Source organism: Streptomyces sp. NPDC042336 (assembly GCF_055581985.1).
Genome location: NZ_JBVJEA010000004.1, coordinates 256,337 through 273,801, shown reverse-complemented (window position 1 = coordinate 273,801; position 17,465 = coordinate 256,337). Strand labels below are relative to the sequence as shown.

Annotated in this window: 15 protein-coding genes and 5 tRNA genes; 8 read left to right on the top strand and 12 right to left on the bottom strand. The window is 74.3% G+C overall.

The genetic code is table 11. The annotated features are described in order from the left end of the window. The first annotated feature begins 266 nt into the window (after window positions 1-266). Entirely contained in the window at window positions 267-827 is a 561-nt protein-coding gene (locus ACZ6IM_RS12145; RefSeq protein WP_052837827.1) for a CGNR zinc finger domain-containing protein, read from the top strand. A 93-nt stretch (window positions 828-920) separates the two neighbouring features. Here the strand turns inward: ACZ6IM_RS12145 and ACZ6IM_RS12140 are convergent, their stop codons facing one another. Beyond that, complete coding sequence (locus ACZ6IM_RS12140) at window positions 921-1,100, bottom strand: hypothetical protein (protein WP_003977283.1); 180 nt, start codon at window positions 1,098-1,100, stop codon at window positions 921-923. A 196-nt stretch (window positions 1,101-1,296) separates the two neighbouring features. Further along, window positions 1,297-1,749: a hypothetical protein gene (locus tag ACZ6IM_RS12135; RefSeq protein WP_052837826.1), complete on the bottom strand. Its 453-nt coding sequence runs from the start codon at window positions 1,747-1,749 to the stop codon at window positions 1,297-1,299. Window positions 1,750-1,938: 189 nt separating this feature from the next. Here ACZ6IM_RS12135 and ACZ6IM_RS12130 point away from each other — a divergent pair, with 189 nt between their 5' ends. Next, on the top strand, window positions 1,939-2,463 hold the full coding sequence (locus ACZ6IM_RS12130) for a DsbA family protein (RefSeq protein ID WP_052837987.1): 525 nt from the start codon (window positions 1,939-1,941) through the stop codon (window positions 2,461-2,463). Between the two features lie 34 nt (window positions 2,464-2,497). Here the strand turns inward: ACZ6IM_RS12130 and ACZ6IM_RS12125 are convergent, their stop codons facing one another. The 3 genes from ACZ6IM_RS12125 to ACZ6IM_RS12115 all read right to left on the bottom strand — a co-directional run bounded on the left by ACZ6IM_RS12125 (window position 2,498) and on the right by ACZ6IM_RS12115 (window position 5,281). Next, a complete protein-coding gene (locus ACZ6IM_RS12125) occupies window positions 2,498-3,322 on the bottom strand; it encodes a GNAT family N-acetyltransferase (protein ID WP_469556221.1) in 825 nt (274 codons plus the stop codon). Window positions 3,323-3,401: 79 nt separating this feature from the next. Continuing rightward, on the bottom strand, window positions 3,402-4,223 hold the full coding sequence (locus ACZ6IM_RS12120) for an aminotransferase class IV (protein WP_469556218.1): 822 nt from the start codon (window positions 4,221-4,223) through the stop codon (window positions 3,402-3,404). Further along, window positions 4,220-5,281 carry a chorismate-binding protein gene (locus tag ACZ6IM_RS12115; protein ID WP_052837823.1) on the bottom strand — a complete coding sequence of 354 codons (1,062 nt, stop codon included), beginning with the start codon at window positions 5,279-5,281 and terminating at the stop codon, window positions 4,220-4,222. The genes ACZ6IM_RS12120 and ACZ6IM_RS12115 overlap by 4 nt, the downstream gene beginning before the upstream one ends. Before the next feature lie 177 nt (window positions 5,282-5,458). Here ACZ6IM_RS12115 and ACZ6IM_RS12110 point away from each other — a divergent pair. From ACZ6IM_RS12110 to ACZ6IM_RS12090, 5 genes are all read left to right on the top strand, one after another. Next, a tRNA-Gly gene (locus ACZ6IM_RS12110) sits at window positions 5,459-5,531 on the top strand. A 38-nt stretch (window positions 5,532-5,569) separates the two neighbouring features. After that, window positions 5,570-5,643: transfer RNA gene (locus tag ACZ6IM_RS12105), tRNA-Cys, on the top strand. Between the two features lies 1 nt (window position 5,644). After that, window positions 5,645-5,716 (top strand) — tRNA-Val (locus ACZ6IM_RS12100). 36 nt (window positions 5,717-5,752) lie between these two features. After that, window positions 5,753-5,824: transfer RNA gene (locus ACZ6IM_RS12095), tRNA-Val, on the top strand. A gap of 21 nt (window positions 5,825-5,845) precedes the next feature. Then, a tRNA-Val gene (locus tag ACZ6IM_RS12090) sits at window positions 5,846-5,917 on the top strand. Window positions 5,918-6,001: 84 nt separating this feature from the next. Here ACZ6IM_RS12090 and ACZ6IM_RS12085 read toward each other — a convergent pair. From ACZ6IM_RS12085 to ACZ6IM_RS12075, 3 genes are all read right to left on the bottom strand, one after another. Further along, on the bottom strand, window positions 6,002-6,289 hold the full coding sequence (locus tag ACZ6IM_RS12085; RefSeq protein WP_052837822.1) for a TFIIB-type zinc ribbon-containing protein: 288 nt from the start codon (window positions 6,287-6,289) through the stop codon (window positions 6,002-6,004). A 101-nt stretch (window positions 6,290-6,390) separates the two neighbouring features. Beyond that, window positions 6,391-7,326 carry a phosphotransferase gene (locus ACZ6IM_RS12080; protein WP_469556213.1) on the bottom strand — a complete coding sequence of 312 codons (936 nt, stop codon included), beginning with the start codon at window positions 7,324-7,326 and terminating at the stop codon, window positions 6,391-6,393. A gap of 213 nt (window positions 7,327-7,539) precedes the next feature. After that, window positions 7,540-7,722 (bottom strand): hypothetical protein, encoded by a 183-nt coding sequence (locus ACZ6IM_RS12075; protein ID WP_052837821.1) that lies wholly within the window; start codon window positions 7,720-7,722, stop codon window positions 7,540-7,542. A 589-nt stretch (window positions 7,723-8,311) separates the two neighbouring features. On the opposite strand from ACZ6IM_RS12075, the gene ACZ6IM_RS12070 reads away from it, so the two are divergent. After that, window positions 8,312-9,781, top strand: a complete 1,470-nt coding sequence (locus tag ACZ6IM_RS12070; protein WP_469556416.1) for a serine/threonine-protein kinase — start codon at window positions 8,312-8,314, stop codon at window positions 9,779-9,781. 20 nt (window positions 9,782-9,801) lie between these two features. Here ACZ6IM_RS12070 and ACZ6IM_RS12065 read toward each other — a convergent pair whose 3' ends face one another. The 4 genes from ACZ6IM_RS12065 to cbiE all read right to left on the bottom strand — a co-directional run bounded on the left by ACZ6IM_RS12065 (window position 9,802) and on the right by cbiE (window position 17,357). Further along, the gene (locus tag ACZ6IM_RS12065) at window positions 9,802-10,620 is read right to left on the bottom strand and encodes a TrmH family RNA methyltransferase (protein WP_052837819.1); all 819 of its coding nucleotides are present in this window, start codon (window positions 10,618-10,620) and stop codon (window positions 9,802-9,804) included. A 1-nt stretch (window position 10,621) separates the two neighbouring features. Beyond that, window positions 10,622-11,854, bottom strand: coding sequence for a uroporphyrinogen-III C-methyltransferase (gene cobA / locus ACZ6IM_RS12060; protein WP_469556208.1), 1,233 nt, complete (start codon window positions 11,852-11,854; stop codon window positions 10,622-10,624). Window positions 11,855-12,107: 253 nt separating this feature from the next. Further along, window positions 12,108-15,758, bottom strand: a complete 3,651-nt coding sequence (gene cobT, locus ACZ6IM_RS12055; protein WP_469556205.1) for a nicotinate-nucleotide--dimethylbenzimidazole phosphoribosyltransferase — start codon at window positions 15,756-15,758, stop codon at window positions 12,108-12,110. A 372-nt stretch (window positions 15,759-16,130) separates the two neighbouring features. Continuing rightward, on the bottom strand, window positions 16,131-17,357 hold the full coding sequence (gene cbiE, locus ACZ6IM_RS12050; RefSeq protein ID WP_469556203.1) for a precorrin-6y C5,15-methyltransferase (decarboxylating) subunit CbiE: 1,227 nt from the start codon (window positions 17,355-17,357) through the stop codon (window positions 16,131-16,133). Window positions 17,358-17,465 lie beyond the last annotated feature (108 nt).

Genomic DNA, 17,465 nt, shown 5'->3' with positions numbered 1-17,465 from the left:
GCGTGAAGCCGCCCGTCGCCGTCGACTCGGGGTGACGGCACGGGCCCGGACAACCGCATACGGCACACAACGGCGTCGTCGCCGCGGATCTCCGCGGGGGCGGCGCCGCCGCGTGCGCGGCACCGGGAACGAAGGCGGGCCTGCCGCCGTTGTAGGGGCAACCGGCGGCCGGAACCGGCTCGCGGCCGGTTCGCCCGCCGCGCCAGCCACTACCATCGGCCAGCATCGGCGGGCGTCCGCCCGACCCCCAGGCCAGGGAGCGAAACGTGCTGATCACCCACGACACCCGGTGCGCACTCGACACCGTGGTGGATCTGGTGAACACCGCGCCGGAGGACGAATCGGCTCCGGACGGACTGCCGCACGTCGCGGCCCTCCAGGAGTTCGTGGGAACGCACGAGATCAGCGAGGTCGGCGTGCTCACGGACCTCGACCTCTCGGCGGTGCGGGGGATCCGCGGACGGTTCGCGGCGGTCTTCGCCGCCCCCGACGCCCGAACCGCCGCGGGACTCATCAACGACCTGGTCGCGGCCGCCGGCACCACGCCCCGGCTCACCGACCACGACGGCTACGACTGGCACATCCACTACTTCGCCCCCGGCGCCTCCGTCGCGGACCACCTCGCGGCGGACTGCGGGATGGCCCTGGCGTTCTTCGTGGTGGCCGGGGAGCAGGAACGGCTGCGCCGGTGCGAGGCCCCCGACTGCCGGCGCGCCTTCGTCGACCTCTCCCGGAACCGCTCGCGGCGGTACTGCGACAGCCGCACCTGCGGGAACCGCCTGCACGTGGCCGCCTACCGGGCCCGGCGCAAGGAGGCGGCGGGCTGACACCGGCTCGGGGCCCGTGCGGACGCGGGGGACGCGGATGCGCGGACGGCGACGCGGCCCCCGGCGGGTGGCGCCGGGGAGCGCGGGTACGGCTCACAGCAACAGCAGATCGTGCAACGAAGCCATGAGCAGCAGACACCCGATCACCGCCAGGAAGATCATGAGCGGTGGCTGGGATAGGGCGAAGAGGCAGCCGCGTGGTTCGTCCTGCACCCGCGCGGTTTCGCTCTGTCTCGTGTCCAGCTGGGAATCCAGCTGAGTGGTGTCCGGCATCTCGCCGCGATGATGACGCAGCGGGCGGGGTCTACGCGATCAACACGCCCGTTACGACCACGTGTTGGTTGAATGTCGCGATGTCCGGTCGGAACGTGATCATTCCGGAGCACGCGCTGTCGCCCTCGGACCGCTGTGTCGTTTCAGCCACCGGGCGCCGACCGTCAGGTCCGGTGCTTCCGGTGTTTCCGGTGCCTCATATCCCGTGTTTCTTGAGGATGGCCTCGATGTCGCTGAAGTCGTCGTCACCGCCCCGGGACGCCTTCGCCGGACGGGGCGCGGGCTCGGCGGCCGGACGGGAACCAGTGCCCAGGGAGGGTGCGGAGGCGCCGGGAGCCACCGCGTCACGCCGTGTCGCGGCCCGGGCCTCCTTGCGCTCCTTGCGGGTGCCGCCGCGGCGGCGCTCGACGGCGCGCAGGGTCATGAAGAGCACCCAGGCCACCCCCAGCACTCCGAAGCCGGCCCAGGCCACCGGGCTGAAGGCCGTGTCGGCCAGCCACTCGACGACTCCGGTCATCACCAGGCCGATCGGGACCAGGGAGTAGGCGGCGATACGGGCGGCGGTCAGGAAGCGCTTGCGGTACGCGGTGACCGCCGCGATACCCAGGCCCGCCGCGGACACCGCGGAGCAGACGGTCTCGGCAATCATCCGGTCCTCCAGGGCTGGGCTCGGTCGGGCTCGAGTACTTCGTCCCTTCCATCCTGCACCGTCCGCCCGCCGTGAGGCCATGCCGGGAGGCCGAGATCAGGGAGATCTAGGGGTCGGCTCCTCCGCAGGTGCCGGGGCGGGTACGAGGCCGGTTGGGGCGGCACGCCGCGGACTGGGAGGATGGAGGGCATGAGCGACTCCTCCCCCGCCCGTCCCGCCGCGCCCGTCCTCGACGTCTGGTGCGAGCTCCAGTGCCCGGACTGCCATACCGCCCTGGACGACCTCCGCGCCCTGCGCGCCCGCTACGGCGACCGCCTGGACGTGCGGTTGCGGCACTTCCCGCTGGAGAAGCACAAGCACGCCTTCGCCGCCGCGCAGGCCGCCGAGGAGGCCTTCGCCCAGGGCAGGGGCTGGGCGTACGCCGAGGCCGTTCTGGACCGGGTTCCGGAGCTGGACCGCGAGGGAGAGGCCTTCCTGGTCGAGGTGGCCCGGGAACTGGGGCTGGACGCGGAGGAGTTCGACACGGCGCTGATCGACGGCCGGCACATCCTGATCGTCGACGCCGACCAGGCCGAGGGCAAGGCGATCGGCGTGACCGGCACCCCCACGTACGTGATCGGCGGCGAGCGCCTCGACGGCGGCAAGAGCCAGGAGGGGCTGCGCGAGCGCGTCGAGGAGATCGCGGACCGGCTGCTCGCCCAGCAGCGGGGCTGAGGACGGCGGCGGGTCCGGGACCGGCCGCCCGCCGTCACAGCAGCGGCTTGCGGTAGATGTACCGCGTGGTCTCGTAGCCGAGCGACTCGTAGAGCCGTTCGGCCGCGGTGTTCCCCGCGAAGACGTTGAGGCCGATCAGGGGCAGCCCGGCGGCGATCGTCCGGGCCTCGGCCAGCAGCATCAGGGTACGGCCGTGGCCCCGGCCCCGGTGGGGCGCGTCGGCCTCGACGTCGAACACGAAGGCCCCGTCCTCCCGCAGCGCCAGCCACAGGATCCCGACCCGCTCGCCCTCGTGTTCCAACACGCTGAACAGCATGTTCTCGGTGTCCAGCCCCTGAGGCAGCAGCACTTCGTGATCACGGCGGGCCTTCTCGCGCGCGTCGGCCTCGGGCACGCCCCGTTCCATCCAGGTGCGGGCGTACCGCTCGGACTCGTAGGCGTGCCAGGCGGCGAAGTCCTCCGGTGTCATGGGCCGTGCCGCGCTGCCCGGGGGCAGGGCGGGCGGGGTGGTGCCGAGCGGCTTGCTCATGGTGCGGTTGCGCAGGACGTAGCCGAGTGCCTGCGCGAGCCGGGTGCCCGCCTCGGCGTCACCGGCGACGCCCGCCTCGATCTGCCGGCAGCCCCAGGAACGCGCCACCTCCTCGGCGGCGAGCGCGGCCACCGTGCCCCGGCCGCGCCGGCGGTCCGGCTCGTCGACGCGCAGCTCGTGGATCACGGCCACCGAGTCGCCGAGGGAGGGTGAGGTGCCGAGGTGCAGCACGCCGACGGGGCGGCTGTTCACGCACACCTGGTAGTGGCGCGATCGGGTCCCGTCGGCGGTGCGCTGGAGCGGCTCGGTCGGCCGCAGGGTCGTGGTCATCACGGCAGTTCTACCCACCGTGGACGAGAACGGCAGCCGAATATCGGCGGCTTCGCGGTTCCCGGTCGGGGATGCGGGGTCATGGATCCAGGTCGTCCCCGGACCGCTCCTCGAAGATCCGCATGGCCTTGGCGGTCACCGGTCCCGGGGTGCCCGGCAGTTCGCGGTCGTCGACGCGGTGCACGGCCTGTACGTCCCGCAGGGTCGAGGTCAGGAAGACCTCGTCGGCGCGCTCCAGGACATCCAGCGGGAGGTCGGTCTCGCGGGCCCCGGTCCACTCGACCACCAGGGCGCGGGTGATCCCGGCGAGGCAGCCCGAGGCGACCGGCGGCGTGTGGATCTCGCCGTCGAGGACGACGAAGACGTTCGAACCGGTGCCCTCGCACAGCCGGCCCACCGTGTTGCCGAACAGCGCCTCGGAGGCGCCCCGTTCGCGGGCGCGGGCGAGGGCGACGACGTTCTCGGCGTAGGAGGTGGTCTTCAGGCCGGTGAGCGCGCCGCGCTCGTTGCGGGTCCAGGGGACGGTGACGACGGCCGTGGAGTCGGGGCGGCGGGCGGCCTCGCCGAGGGCGACGACCAGGGTCGGGCCGTGCTCGCCGCGGTCGGAGCCGAGGGGGCCGTGGCCTCCGGTGTAGGTGATGCGCAGCCGGCCCAGCGGCATCGGGTTGGCGTCGAGGACCGCGGCGCAGGCGCGGCGCACCTCGTCGAGGTCGGGGTCGGGCAGGCCGAGGCCGCGGGCCGAGCGGGTCAGCCGGTCCAGGTGCCGGGTCAGCGCGAACGGCCTGCCGTCCACCGCCTTCACCGTCTCGAAGATGCCGTCGCCCACGGTCAGCCCGTGGTCGAGGACGGAGACACGGGCTGACCCGATGTCCTGCAACCTGCCGTCGAGCCAGATCTTCACGTCGCCAGCGCCTCTCCGGTTCCGTTCGCCTCGTACGCCCCCGACGCTACCGCGAGCAGCCGGGAGGCCTTCAGTTCGGTCTCCCGCCACTCGCCCTGCGGCTCGGAGCCCCAGGTGATGCCGGCACCCGTGCCGAAGCGCAGCCGCGCGGCGCCGTCGGTGGACCGGTCGATCCAGAAGGTGCGGATGCCGACGGCCAGCTCGCCCGTCCCCCGGTCGGCGTCGACCCAGCCGACGCCCCCGCAGTACGGGCCCCGGGGCGCGGTCTCCAGCGATTCGATGATCCGCAGGGCGCTGGACTTGGGCGCGCCGGTGACGGACCCGGGCGGGAAGGCGGCGTCGAGCAGCTCAGGCCAGCCCGCGTCCCGGGACAGCTCGCCACGCACCGCGGACACCAGGTGGACGAGGCCCGGGTGCTTCTCGACGGCGCACAGGTCGGGCACCGTGACCGTGCCCGTGGCGCAGACCCGCCCCAGGTCGTTGCGGACCAGGTCCACGATCATGACGTTCTCGGCGTAGTCCTTCTCCAGCAGGTCGGCCTCGGTCCGGCCGGTGCCCTTGATCGGTCCGGACTCGACCGTCCGGCCGTTCCGACGCAGGAACAGCTCCGGCGAGGCGGTGGCGATCTCGACGCCGTGTCCGGGCAGCCGGATCGTTCCGGCGTACGGCGCCGGGTTGCCGCGGGCCAGCAGCGCGGTGAGGGCATCGACGTCGGCGCCGGGATCCACGGGCGCCGAGAGCACCCGGCAGAGGTTGGCCTGGTAGACCTCGCCGGCGGCTATGTGCGCGCGGATGCGCCGTACGCCCGTCGTGTACGCGGCGCGGTCGAGCGAGGACGCCCAGTCGCCGACGGCGGGGCCCCGCCACGCTCCCGGTGTGGGCGCGGGCACCGGCTCGGTCCGTACGTGCGCGAAGCGTGCGCAGGTCAGGCGGCCCTCGAAGTCCGCGCAGACCGCCCAGAACCCCTCGGAGTCCAGGGCCGCGGGATCGCTCGTGACGTCGAGGAGACCGGTGGCGAGACGGTCGCCGAAGCGGGCGAGGGGAGGGAGGTCGAGCACGCTGCCGAGTCTAGGCCGGTGGCCCTGAGATGACCCGAACGTGTCCTTCCGGGTGCCCTGACCTGGTCCGCGAGCGGACGCACCGCAGCACGCTGCACAAACGCGTTTTTGTACTGGCCCCGGAATCCGCTAGAGTTCATCACGTCGCCGGGCCGCGCAAGCGGACCGAACCGACAGGCGGACGTAGCTCAGTTGGTAGAGCGCAACCTTGCCAAGGTTGAGGTCGCGAGTTCGAGCCTCGTCGTCCGCTCGCAGGAACAGGGGGCCTCCCGGGCCTTCTGCACTCCTGGTGGAGTGGCCGAGAGGCGAGGCAACGGCCTGCAAAGCCGTCTACACGGGTTCAAATCCCGTCTCCACCTCCAAGGACGATTAGCTCAGCGGGAGAGCGCTTCCCTGACACGGAAGAGGTCACTGGTTCAATCCCAGTATCGTCCACTGATCCGCCAGGATCACTGATCCGTACGGATCCCCGCGCGATTAGCTCAGCGGGAGAGCGCTTCCCTGACACGGAAGAGGTCACTGGTTCAATCCCAGTATCGCGCACGCAGTAATCGCACCACTCCCGGACGATTAGCTCAGCGGGAGAGCGCTTCCCTGACACGGAAGAGGTCACTGGTTCAATCCCAGTATCGTCCACCCGGAACGAAGCCCCCGGCCGCCTCGAACGGCCGGGGGCTTCGTCGTGTGCGGGCCCGCCCGGGCGGGCCCGCGGGCGACGGATCAGCTGGAGAAGAGCATGCGGCCGAAGCTCTTCTGGCGGTGGTGGCCGTAGTGACCGTGGCCGCCGTGCTGCGGGGCGCCCCAGGCCGGAGCCTGGGCCGCCGGGTACGCCTGCGGCGCGGCGGGCGGGGGCGGCGGCGCGGGCTGGGACCACTGGGCCTCCAGGCGGGTCAGCGACTCCAGCTCGCCGTAGTCGAGAAAGATGCCGCGGCAGCCGCTGCACTGCTCGATCTGAACGCCGTTGCGGTTGTATGTGTGCATCGGTGCGTGGCACTTGGGGCACTGCATGCTCGGCTCAACTCCTCGCCGGTCGGTCCTGCTTCGCGTATCGCCAGGACAGACTCTGTCCCGCCGCGGGTCGGTTGCACCCTACTTCGCGGAACTTCGGCTCAACCCCGTGGGGCGACGGGCCGGACGGACGCCATGCGCGCGCAGGCGTCGACGAGGCAACGCTCCACTTCGTCCAGCGGCCGGTCCTCCAGGGCCGCCTTGGTGACGGCCCGAGCGGCGGTCTGCGCGGTGAGGGCGCGGGCCGGGACGTCCAGGGCGGGCCAGGGGTCGCCGTCGGCGGGGACGGCGGGGCCGCCGGAGGCGCGGTAGGCGGTCAGGAAGCGGTGCCACTCCTCGGACGGCAGCAGCCCGCAGGCGTACCAGGCCGCGGGGCGGGCCAGGTCCCAGGCCGGGACGCCGGTGCCGAGGTCGTCGACGTCGATCAGCAGCCAGGGTCCCGCGGGGGCGGGGTGGCGTATGAGCTGGCCGAGGTGGAGGTCGCCGTGGCAGAGGGTGGTCGTGTCCGGCATGGCGGCCTCGTCGCGTGCCCAGGCGGGCAGCGCCGCCCAGGCCGCGAGTACGGGCGCGGTGGCGGGGTGGCCGGGTGCGGTGTCCCGGAGGCGGGCTGCGGCCAGGGCCGCCTTCGCGGGGCCGCGCATGGGCGGTACGGGGGTGGGGGCCGGCGTGCGGTGCAGGCGGGCGAGGAGGGTGGCCGCGGCCTCCCACGGAGCGGCGTCCGGGTCCTCCGGGTCGACAGGCGTGCCGTAGGGCCAGTACGTGACGAGCCGCCCGTGCAGGTCGGCGGGGGCCGGGGAGAGCGGGGGCAGGAATACGCCGGGGAGGCGGGCGGCCGCGGTGACACGGAGGGACAGCTCGGCGTGGCCGGCGTCCGCGGCGTGGGCCTTGGCGACGGTGCCCCCGTGCCGGACGACGGTGGCGTCGGGGCGGTCGGCGAGGGTGGCCGCGCCGCAGGGACAGGCCGGGGTGCGGGCGTGGGCCGTCTCCCTGGCGCGGGCCTCGAGGGCGGGGAGGAGAGCGGGGGCGTCCGTGGTCACGTGGGTGAGGGTACGCAGGCGCGGCGTGCGGCCGTGCGCGCCGGCTGGGTCGAGCACCGGTCCTGCCTCGCAGGCGGCCGGAGGGAACGGCAATGCCGGCGCAGCTCCCCAGCTGCGCCGGCATTTCTTGCCGTCCGCCGCACCCCCGTCCCCACGGGGTTTCATGGATGGATGTCCCCGCCCGGACCGCTCTTCCGGGCCTGGGGTCGCCGCTCAGCGCCCCAGCACCACACCCACGGACGACGCCTGTGTGGCCACTGTCTCCCACCCGTCGAAGACGAGGAGGAGCAGGACCGCCAGGGGCAGGGCCATGAGCGTCGCCACCGCGGGGTGGCGACGGCCTTGACGGCGGCTTTGCCGTGTGCGGACCAGCGTCCGCGGAACCGTCTGGGCCATGGTCCCTCTCCTGACCGTTTCGTTGTCTCGTTGCAGCGGCGGGTGTCTGACCTCGGGGGACGAGTGCTGCACCCGCCGCTTGACCTCAAATCTATGCGTCGGGCGTGCGCCGGACGTCATGCCCTCGTACCGATTGCCGGGCCTCCCGGAGGATGAGCCCTCACCTGCCGAGTACTCCCCTGGGTGGAGACCGGCTCCCGGGTCTCGGGGTCTTCCCGGACGGGGTGCCCGCCCTGTCCGGGTATCTCCGGGCTGTCCGGTGACTTCCCTCACTCCGATCACCTCCCGGCACGCCTCCGCCCCCGCCCCGGGGCCCACCCCGCCCACCACCGCGCCGTACGTGCGTGGCCCCTCCCCTCCATCCCCGGCCTTCCCCGCCCGGTCGCCCACTCCCGGCCCAATCCCCCCGCCCCTGCGGTCGGTTGGGATCAGGGGTGCGGCGTGGCGACTCCGTCCACGCGTTCGCTGACCACCTCTCAACTCTCGCACCGGGTACTGACAATCCGTTCTCGTGAGAGGGCGCGGCCTCTGCGCGCGGGCGGCCGTGGAAACGTAAGCTGTGGCACGTCACAGGGACCGGGCAGCGGGGATGAACATGGCGATGATGCGCCTGAGGCGCGAGGACCCGCGCGTCGTCGGCTCGTTCAGGCTTCACAGGCGGCTCGGCGCGGGTGGAATGGGCGTGGTCTACCTGGGCTCCGACAAGAAGGGGCAGCGGGTGGCGCTGAAGGTCATCCGGCCCGACCTGGCGGAGGACCAGGAGTTCCGGTCACGGTTCGCGCGTGAGGTCTCCGCGGCCCGGCGCATCCGGGGCGGCTGCACGGCCCGGCTGGTCGCCGCGGACCTGGAGGCGGACCGCCCCTGGTTCGCCACGCAGTACGTGCCCGGCCCCTCCCTGCACGACAAGGTCGTGGACGGGGGTCCGCTGGTCGCGGCCGACGTCGCGGCCGTGGGCGCAGCGCTGTCCGAGGGCCTGGTCGCCGTGCACGAGGCCGGGGTGGTGCACCGGGACCTGAAGCCGTCCAACATCCTGCTGTCCCCGAAGGGGCCGCGGATCATCGACTTCGGCATCGCCTGGGCCACCGGTGCCTCCACCCTCACACACGTCGGCACCGCGGTCGGCTCGCCCGGGTTCCTGGCGCCGGAGCAGGTGCGCGGGGCCGCCGTCACCCCGGCCACGGATGTGTTCTCGCTCGGTGCCACGCTGGCATACGCGTCGATGGGCGACTCGCCCTTCGGGCACGGCAGTTCCGAGGTGATGCTCTACCGCGTGGTGCACGAGGAGGCCCAGCTGCACGGCGTCCCGGACGCGCTCGCCCCGCTGGTGCGGGCGTGCCTGGCCAAGGACCCGGAGGAGCGCCCCAGCACCCTGCAACTGTCGCTGCGGCTCAAGGAGATCGCCGCCAGGGAGGCCCAGGGCATGGCCGACGTACGGCCGCCCGCGCCCCGCAGTGGTGAGGCGGACGTGCCCACGGGGCGGCTCGCCGACACCTACCCGGAGCGTGGCCCGCGGCGTCCGCAGGGCCGGCCGGGCGCACCGGGCACTCCCCCGCCGCGCGGCACGTCGGGGTCGCGTGGACCCGCGCCCCGGGGGTCCGTTCCGTCGCGGGGCGGAGCGCCCTCCCGGGGCGGGGCACCCTCGCGCGGTGGCACACCGTCACGGGGCGGCGGCGCGGGGGGCCGGTCCGGGCCCAGGCCCACGCCGTCCTCGCGCGACACGACCGGCCGGAACCCCTCCCGCAACGACGGTGGCCGGTCCGCACCGCGCAGCGGAGCCGGCCGTACGGGGCCCAGGACGACGGGGACCAGGTGGCGGCGGCCCGCCAATCCGCGGCTGCTGCGGCAGCGCCTGTTCGTGTTCGTGGTGGTGACGCTGCTGGTCGCGCTGGGCATCGCCGCCGCTCAGGGCTGTCAGGGGCCCTCGCGCGGGCTCGGCGACGAGCGGGGCGGCGTGCGGGCGACGCAGCAGGAGCGGGAGTCGCAGCAGGGGCGGGTGGCACTCCGGGAGCGGGGAGTCGTGCCCGGCGGTCCTCCGGAGCAGCGCGCGTCCGGGCTCTGAGGCCGCGCCCGCACGGGCGCCTATGCCGAGGGGCGTCCCGCCGTCACCGCGTAGAAGGCGACCGCGGCCGCCGCGCCCACGTTCAGGGAGTCGACGCCGTGGGACATCGGGATGCGGACCCACGTGTCGGACGCCGCCAGGGCTCGTCGGGACAGGCCGCTGCCCTCGGCGCCCAGCATGAGGGCCACCCGGTCCATGCGGTGCGGGGCGACCGCGTCGAGGGGCTCGGCCCGCTCGTCGGGGGTGAGGGCGAGGAGCGTGAAGCCCGCCTCTCCGACCGTCGCCAGACCGGCCGGCCAGGTGTCGAGGCGGGCGTACGGCACGGAGAAGACCGCGCCCATCGAGACCTTGACGCTGCGCCGGTACAGGGGGTCCGCGCAGTCCGGGGAGAGCAGGACCGCGTCCATGCCGAGCGCGGCGGCGGAGCGGAAGATCGCGCCGATGTTGGTGTGGTCGTTGACGGACTCCATGACGACGACGCGACGGGCGGTCGTCAGGAGGTCGGCGGCCGGGGACAGCGGCTTGCGCCGCATCGAGGCGAGGGCGCCGCGGTGCACGTGGTAGCCGGTGACCTGCTCGGCGAGCGCCGGGTCGACGACGTACACCGGGGCCGGGGCCTCGTCGATGATGTCGCGCATGGTGTCGACCCACTTGGCGGACAGCAGCATCGAGCGCATCGCGTAGCCCGCCTCGCCGGCCCGCCGGATGACCTTCTCGCCCTCGGCGATGAACAGGCCCTCGGCGGGTTCGCGGCGGCGCCGCAGTTCGACGTCGGTCAGGTCGGTGTAGTCGTGCAGGCGCGGGTCGTCGGGGTCGTCGATCGTGACGATGCCGGCCACGTCACACCGTCCCGTGCGGGCCTACGGCGACGACCTCGCCGACGACGATGACGGCGGGCGGCCTGACCTCCTCGGCGACGACCACCTCGGCGACGGTGGCGAGGGTCGCGTCCACCCGGCGCTGGGCGGCCGTGGTGCCCTCCTGGACGAGGGCGACCGGGGTGTCGGGGGACTTGCCGTGCGCGACGAGGGTCTCGGCGATCCTGCCGATCTTGTCGACGCCCATCAGGATCACGAGGGTGCCGGTCAGCTTCGCCAGGGACGCCCAGTCGACCAGGGAGCGCTCGTCGTCGGGGGCGACGTGCCCGCTGACCACGGTGAACTCGTGGGCGACGCCCCGGTGGGTGACCGGGATGCCGGCCGCGCCGGGGACCGAGACGGAGCTGGAGATGCCGGGGACGACGGTGCAGGCGATACCCGCCTCGGCCAGCGCCTGGGCCTCCTCCATGCCCCGGCCGAAGACGAACGGGTCGCCGCCCTTCAGCCGGACGACCGCCTTGCCCTGCTTGGCGTGCTCGATCAGCGCGTTGTTGATGGCCTCCTGGGCCATGAAGCGTCCGTACGGGATCTTGGCCGCGTCGATGACCTCGACGTGCGGCGGCAGTTCGGCGAGCAGGTCGCGGGGGCCGAGCCGGTCGGCGATGACGACGTCGGCCTCGGCGAGCAGGCGGCGGCCGCGGACGGTGATCAGGTCGGGGTCACCGGGGCCGCCGCCGACCAGGGCGACGCCGGGTGTGCGGATGCGCCGGTGCGGGGCGACGAGGGTGCCGTCGCGCAGGCCCTCCACCACCGCGTCGCGGATGGCGGCGGTGTGGCGGGGGTCGCGGTGGCGCGCGTCGGTGGTGAGCACGGCGACGGTGACGCCCTCGCTGTGTCCGGTGGCCGGGGTCCAGGCCGTGGCGCGGTCGGCGTCGTCGGAGCGGACGCACCACACGCGGTGCCGCTCGGCCTCGGCGGAGGCGGCGTTGTTGGCCCCGGTGTCGCTGGTGGCGATCAGGGCGTACCAGGCGTCTGCGAGGTCGCCTTCGGTGTACGGGCGCCGCTCCCAGGTGATCTCCCCCGAGTCCGCCATGGCCTCGACCGAGGGGGTGGCGTCGGGAGACACGAGGCGGATGTCCGCGCCCGCCGCGATCAGGGCCGGGAGACGGCGCTGGGCGACCTGCCCGCCGCCGAGGACGACCACGCGGCGGCCGGCGAGGCGGAGGCCTACGGGGTAGGCGGGGTGTTCGGCCATGAGGGGACGGCTCCTCTTGCGGCGGTGTCGCTGACGTGCGGATTTTACGGCGGGGTGGCGGGCGGGGCCCGGGTGGTCCGGTGGGTGGACCACCAGTCCGGTGGATGGACCCCGGTCGCCGGGTGGGGCTGGGAGCACGGCGGCCCCGGCGGGGGCCCGGCACCGTGGTCCCGGGCCCCGCGTCGTGCGACGGCTGCTTCGCGTACTTCTCGGCCGTTCGGTTGTTCCCGGCAGCTGCTCGGCAGTTTCTCGGCTACTTCTCGGTGACGCCCGCCGAGTCGAACGTCGCCACCTCGTGCATCGCCCGTGCCGTGCTCTGCACCATCGGCAGGGCGAGCAGCGCGCCCGTCCCCTCGCCGAGGCGGAGGTCGAGGTCGACCAACGGACGCAGGCCCAGCTTGTTGAGCGCGGCGACGTGGCCGGGCTCGGCGCTGCGGTGTCCGGCGATGCAGGCCGCGAGGACCTCGGGGGCGATCGCGCGGGCCACCAGGGCGGCGGCACCGGCGCTGACGCCGTCCAGGATCACCGGGGTGCGCAGGGAGGCACCGCCGAGCAGCAGGCCGACCATGGCCGCGTGCTCGAAGCCGCCGATCGCCGCGAGCACCCCGATCGGGTCGGCCGGGTCCGGCTGGTGGAGTTCGAGGGCGCGGCGGACGACCTCGGTCTTGCGGGCCAGCGTCTCGTCGTTGATGCCGGTGCCGCGGCCGGTGACCTCGGCCGGGTCGGCACCGGTGAAGACGGAGATGAGCGCGGCGGACGCGGTGGTGTTCGCGATGCCCATCTCGCCGGTGAGCAGCGCCTTGTTGCCCGCAGCCACCAGGTCGCGGGCGGTCTCGATGCCGACCTCGATGGCCTGCTTGGCCTCCTCGCGGGTCATCGCCGCGCCGGTGGTCATGTCGGAGGTGCCCGCGCGGACCTTGCGGGGCAGCAGGCCCGGCGTCGCGGGCAGGTCGGTGGCGACACCGACGTCCACGACACACACCTCGGCGCCGACCTGGGTGGCGAAGGCGTTGCAGACCGCTCCGCCGCCCAGGAAGTTGGCCACCATCTGGGCGGTGACCTCCTGAGGCCACGGGGTGACGCCCTGGGCGTGCACTCCGTGGTCACCGGCGAAGACGGCGACGGCCGCGGGCTCCGGGATGGGCGGCGGGCACTGCCGGGACAGTCCGGACAGCTGGGCGGAGATGATCTCCAGCATGCCGAGCGCGCCGGCCGGCTTGGTCATGCGCTTCTGCCGCTCCCAGGCCTCGCCGAGCGCCTTGGCGTCCAGCGGGCGGATCTGCGCGACGGTCTCGGCGAGCAGGTCGTGCGGTGCCTCGCCGGGCAGGGCGCGACGGCCGTACGTCTCCTCGTGCACCACCCAGGACAGCGGGCGGCGCTTGGACCAGCCGGCCTGCATCAGCTCGGGCTCGTCCGGGAACTCGTCGACGTATCCGACGCACAGGTAGGCGACGACGTCCAGGTGCTCGGGCAGGCCGAGGGCGCGGACCATCTCGCGCTCGTCGAAGAAGCTGACCCAGCCGACGCCGAGGCCCTCGGCGCGAGCTGCGAGCCACAGGTTCTCGACGGCGAGCGCGGAGGAGTACGGCGCCATCTGCGGCTGGGTGTGGCGGCCGAGGGTGTGCCGGCCGCCACGGGTCGGGTCGGCGGTGACGACGATGTTGACCGGCGTGTCGAGGATGGCCTCGATCTTGAGTTCCTTGAACTGCTTGGCCCGGCCCTTGGGCAGCGACTTCGCGTACGCGTCGCGCTGACGCATCGCCAGTTCGTGCATCGCGCGCCGGGTGTCGGCGGAGCGGATGACGACGAAGTCCCAGGGCTGCGAGTGACCGACGGACGGCGCGGTGTGCGCGGCCTCAAGAACGCGGAGCAGCACCTCGTGCGGGATGGGGTCACTGCGGAAGCCGTTGCGGATGTCGCGGCGCTCGCGCATGACCTTCAGTACGGCCTCGCGCTCGGCGTCGTCGTAGGCGGGAGCCGCCGGGCCGGCGGGCTGCCGGGCTGCCACGGCCGCAGGCGTGCTCACGTCGTGCGGGTCTTCCTGGGGGGCGGGCTGCGCGTCGGGGGCCCCCGCTTCGGCGGGTTCGGCGGGTTCGGTCACGTGGTCGTCCTCGCCGGCGCCCCGGGTGTCCAGGTCGTCGACGCTCTGGACGACTTCGGGATCGGCCTCGCGCGGCGCCGGTACCCCGGCCGCGGCGTCCTCGACCACCGGGGCCGCGGCGACGGGCTCCGCTGCCGGAGCCGCCGGCGGGACCAGGACCGCCTCCGGGGGCGTGGGCGCGAGGTGCGGGGTGGTGGGCACCTGACCGCCGTCGACGGGCATGAACTGGGCCACGGGCTGGGCGGGCTGCGGTTCCTGGAGGGCGGGGGCCGCGGCGGGCAGGGGCTCCGCCGCGCCGTCGGCCACGGCTGTCGGCTCCTGCTCCTGCTCCTGCTCCTGCTCCTGCTCCTGCTCCTGCTCCTGCTCCTGCTCCTGGGGCATGGTGGCGTCCACGAGGGACTGGGGGCCCTGGGCCGGCTGTGGTGCGGGGGCCTCGACGGCCTGCGGCTCCGGACCGGCTGCCGGGGACGGCTGGGGGACGGCGAACTCCGGCGCGGGCAGGACGTCCGGCTGCGCGTCCGGCGCTTCCTCCGGGGCGGGCCGGGCCTCCGGCTGTCCGGGTTCCACCTGGACCGGAGCAGCCTGCTCCGGAACCGGGGACGGCTCGGGCGCGACCGCTTCGGGCACGACCGCCTCGGGTGCCGCGACGGGCGCGGGTTCCGCGACGGACACCGACGCGCCGGGCGCCTGGACGTCGCCGGGCTCGGGCTCGGGTGCCGGGGAGGGCGGGGCTTCCTGCGGCTCGGGGGCCTCCGGGGTGTTGCCCACCGGGGGTTCGCCGAGTGCCTGCGGGGCTTCCGACGGGGCTTGCGCCGGTGTCTGCGCCGAGGCTTCCTCCGGAGCCGACTCCGCGGGGACCAGCTGGGCCACCTGGGCCACCGGCTCCCCCGGCGTCTGCTCGGGCCCGGCGTGGTCCTCGGCCGCCGCCTGGACAGACTCGGTCACAGGGGTCGCGGGGTCCATGGGCTCGGCGGGGGCCGTCTCGGGATCCGGTACGGCTTCCTCCGCGGGGGTGGTCGCCTGCTCCGCGTCGGTCGGCGCCACCTCCTGCGGTACGGGCGCTTCCTGCGGTGCGGAGACCGCCTCCGGCGCGGGAGCCTCCTGCGGTTCGCCGGGCTCGCCGGGGCCCCCGGACGTCCCGCCGGTCGCCGCCACGGCCTCCGTCGCCACGCGGGTCACGAGCGCCTCGGCCGCGCCCACCGGCTCGGCCGACTGCTGCTGCTGCGGTACCGGAACAACCGTTTCCGCATGCCCCGCCCCGGCGTTCACCGGGGCCTCCTCGGCCTGCGGCGCCGCCTGCGCTCCCCAGGGGGCCGCCGCCTGCGGGGTCGGCACGGCGGCCTGCGGCACGTCGAGGTACTCGGGCCCCGCGGTCGGCGGGCCCGGATGCCGTACCGGCACGTCGGCGGGGCCGCGGTCGGCGAGGGAGCGGACCGGGCTGGCGGAGGTGTCCGGGATCGGCGGACCGAGGTGGAGGGGCCTGCGCGGCGGGGCCGGGGCGGACGCGGGGTCCTGCGCCGGATCGGGCAGCCGGACGCCGCCGAGGTCGACCGAACCGCTGTCACGGCCGGACATCTCGTGCGGGCCGGGCTGGTGCACGGCCTCGACGACCGGCTCCGGCGCCGGCGGCGCGACCTCGTTGCCCCAGGCACTCTGGGCTCCCGGCAGCAACAACAGGTCCTCGTCCTCGGCGGTGGTCTCGGAGAGGTAGGTGTACGCGCCGGGTGCGGGGACGCCCGGCTGCTCCACCATGCCTGCGTTCTCCGGCAGCCCCTCGCCCGGGATCTGGCCGGTGTCGGTCATGCGTAACCCCTCGCCCATCGGTTAGTGCTTCTACGACCAGCTCACCCGGGACGGCGCACCGACCGCCCGTAGTGAAGAACGAGCGGGCATGCCCAGCGGCACGAACGACCCGCGGGAAATGACGACAAAGCCATTGAGTGGCATTGTCGCGGTCGTTCCCCCGCCACGACAGCTTGATCCGCGACGGCCCGCTGTGGACTGCGCCACGTTGCGCGTCCTCCGGTTCTGCCGTACCACACCCGCCCCCGAAGGTGCGGGTTTTTACGGACATCGACCGACGAACTGCCGGGTGTCCGCATGCGGTACAACAATCCGCCAGCCTACCCCGCGCGGTATGAACAACCGATCACGGGGCGCGGTCACGGCGGGACCTCAGCGGGCGGCCTCGCGCCGCACGATCTCTCCGCTGAGCAGGAACGCGACGCTCCGCTCCGTCTCCGTCCAGGCCCGGGTGTCGAGTCCGACGGACTGCAGCAGGGCGCACTCGACGCGGTACCCGTGCTCCGTCAGGTCCCTGCCCACGAGTTCGGCCGCGTCGCGGGTCGCGGCGTGCGCCACGATGCGCTGCGGGCGGCGGTCCGCGACCGCGGAGACCACGGCCGCTCCCCCGCCGCCGACCCGGACCACGTCCGGTTCGGGGAGGTTCTCCAGGATGTGCGGGGCGTTGCCGTGCACGGTCTGGAGCTGGACGCCGAAATGCCGTGCGGTGGCCTCGGTGCGGGCACATGCGTCCCGGTCCCGGTCGACGGCGATGACGGCGGCGCCGCCGCGGGCGGCCTCGGTGGCGAAGGCGCCGCTGCCGCAGCCGATGTCCCACACGAGGTCGCCGAGGCGCGGACCGAGCCGGGCGAGTTGGGCGGTGCGCAGCAGGTCGGTCTCGCCCTCGCCCAGTTCGCCGCCGTAGGCCGAGGCGGGCAGCGACCAGCCACGCGGGCCGGTGGCGGGGTCGCGGCCGGCGATCCAGCCGGTGCCGTCGCCCGCGGCGGCCGGACCGGCGCTGCCGCCCGCCACGATCACGACGTTCGGGTCGCGCCAGGCGTGGTCGGCGGCCTTGTCGGAGGTGACGACGGTGACCCGCTCGCGGGTGGTGCCCAGTTCCTCGCAGATGACGAAGGTGCGGTGGACGCCCTCCATCAGCAGGCCGAGTTCGGCCGGTCCTGCGCCCGGTGAGGTGAGGACCGCGACCTTGGTGTGGGCCCGGCACACGTTCACCGCGCGGCGCAGGGTGCGCGGGTGGGCGACGACCACATGGGCGTCGTCCCAGGGCATCCCGGCGCGGGCGAAGGCGGCGGCCACGGAGGAGACGGCGGGGACGACCTCGACCTCCAGGCCGAACTCGGGGGCCCGCAGGGTGCGTACGACGCCGAAGAAGCCGGGGTCGCCGTCGGCCAGTACGACCGTCGTACCGCGATGGGCGGCGAGTCGGCGGGCGGCGAGGGCGACGCTCCCGAGACGGATGCGTTCGGCGGCGGGCGGCACCTCGGGAAGTGCCAGGTGGTGGGCGGCGCCGGCCACGAGGGTGGCGGCACCCAGTGCTGAGCGTGCCGCGGCGGTCAGTGGCGAACCGTCCCAGCCGATCACCGTGACCCGGTCGGCCATCGTCGTCAGTCTCCAGGGTTTTCGCAGGTCGTGGTCGCGGTACCGTCACGGGTGCGCCCCGTGAGCGTACCTGGTGCGGCCTGGGTCCGGGGTGGTGGCGCCGGTCGG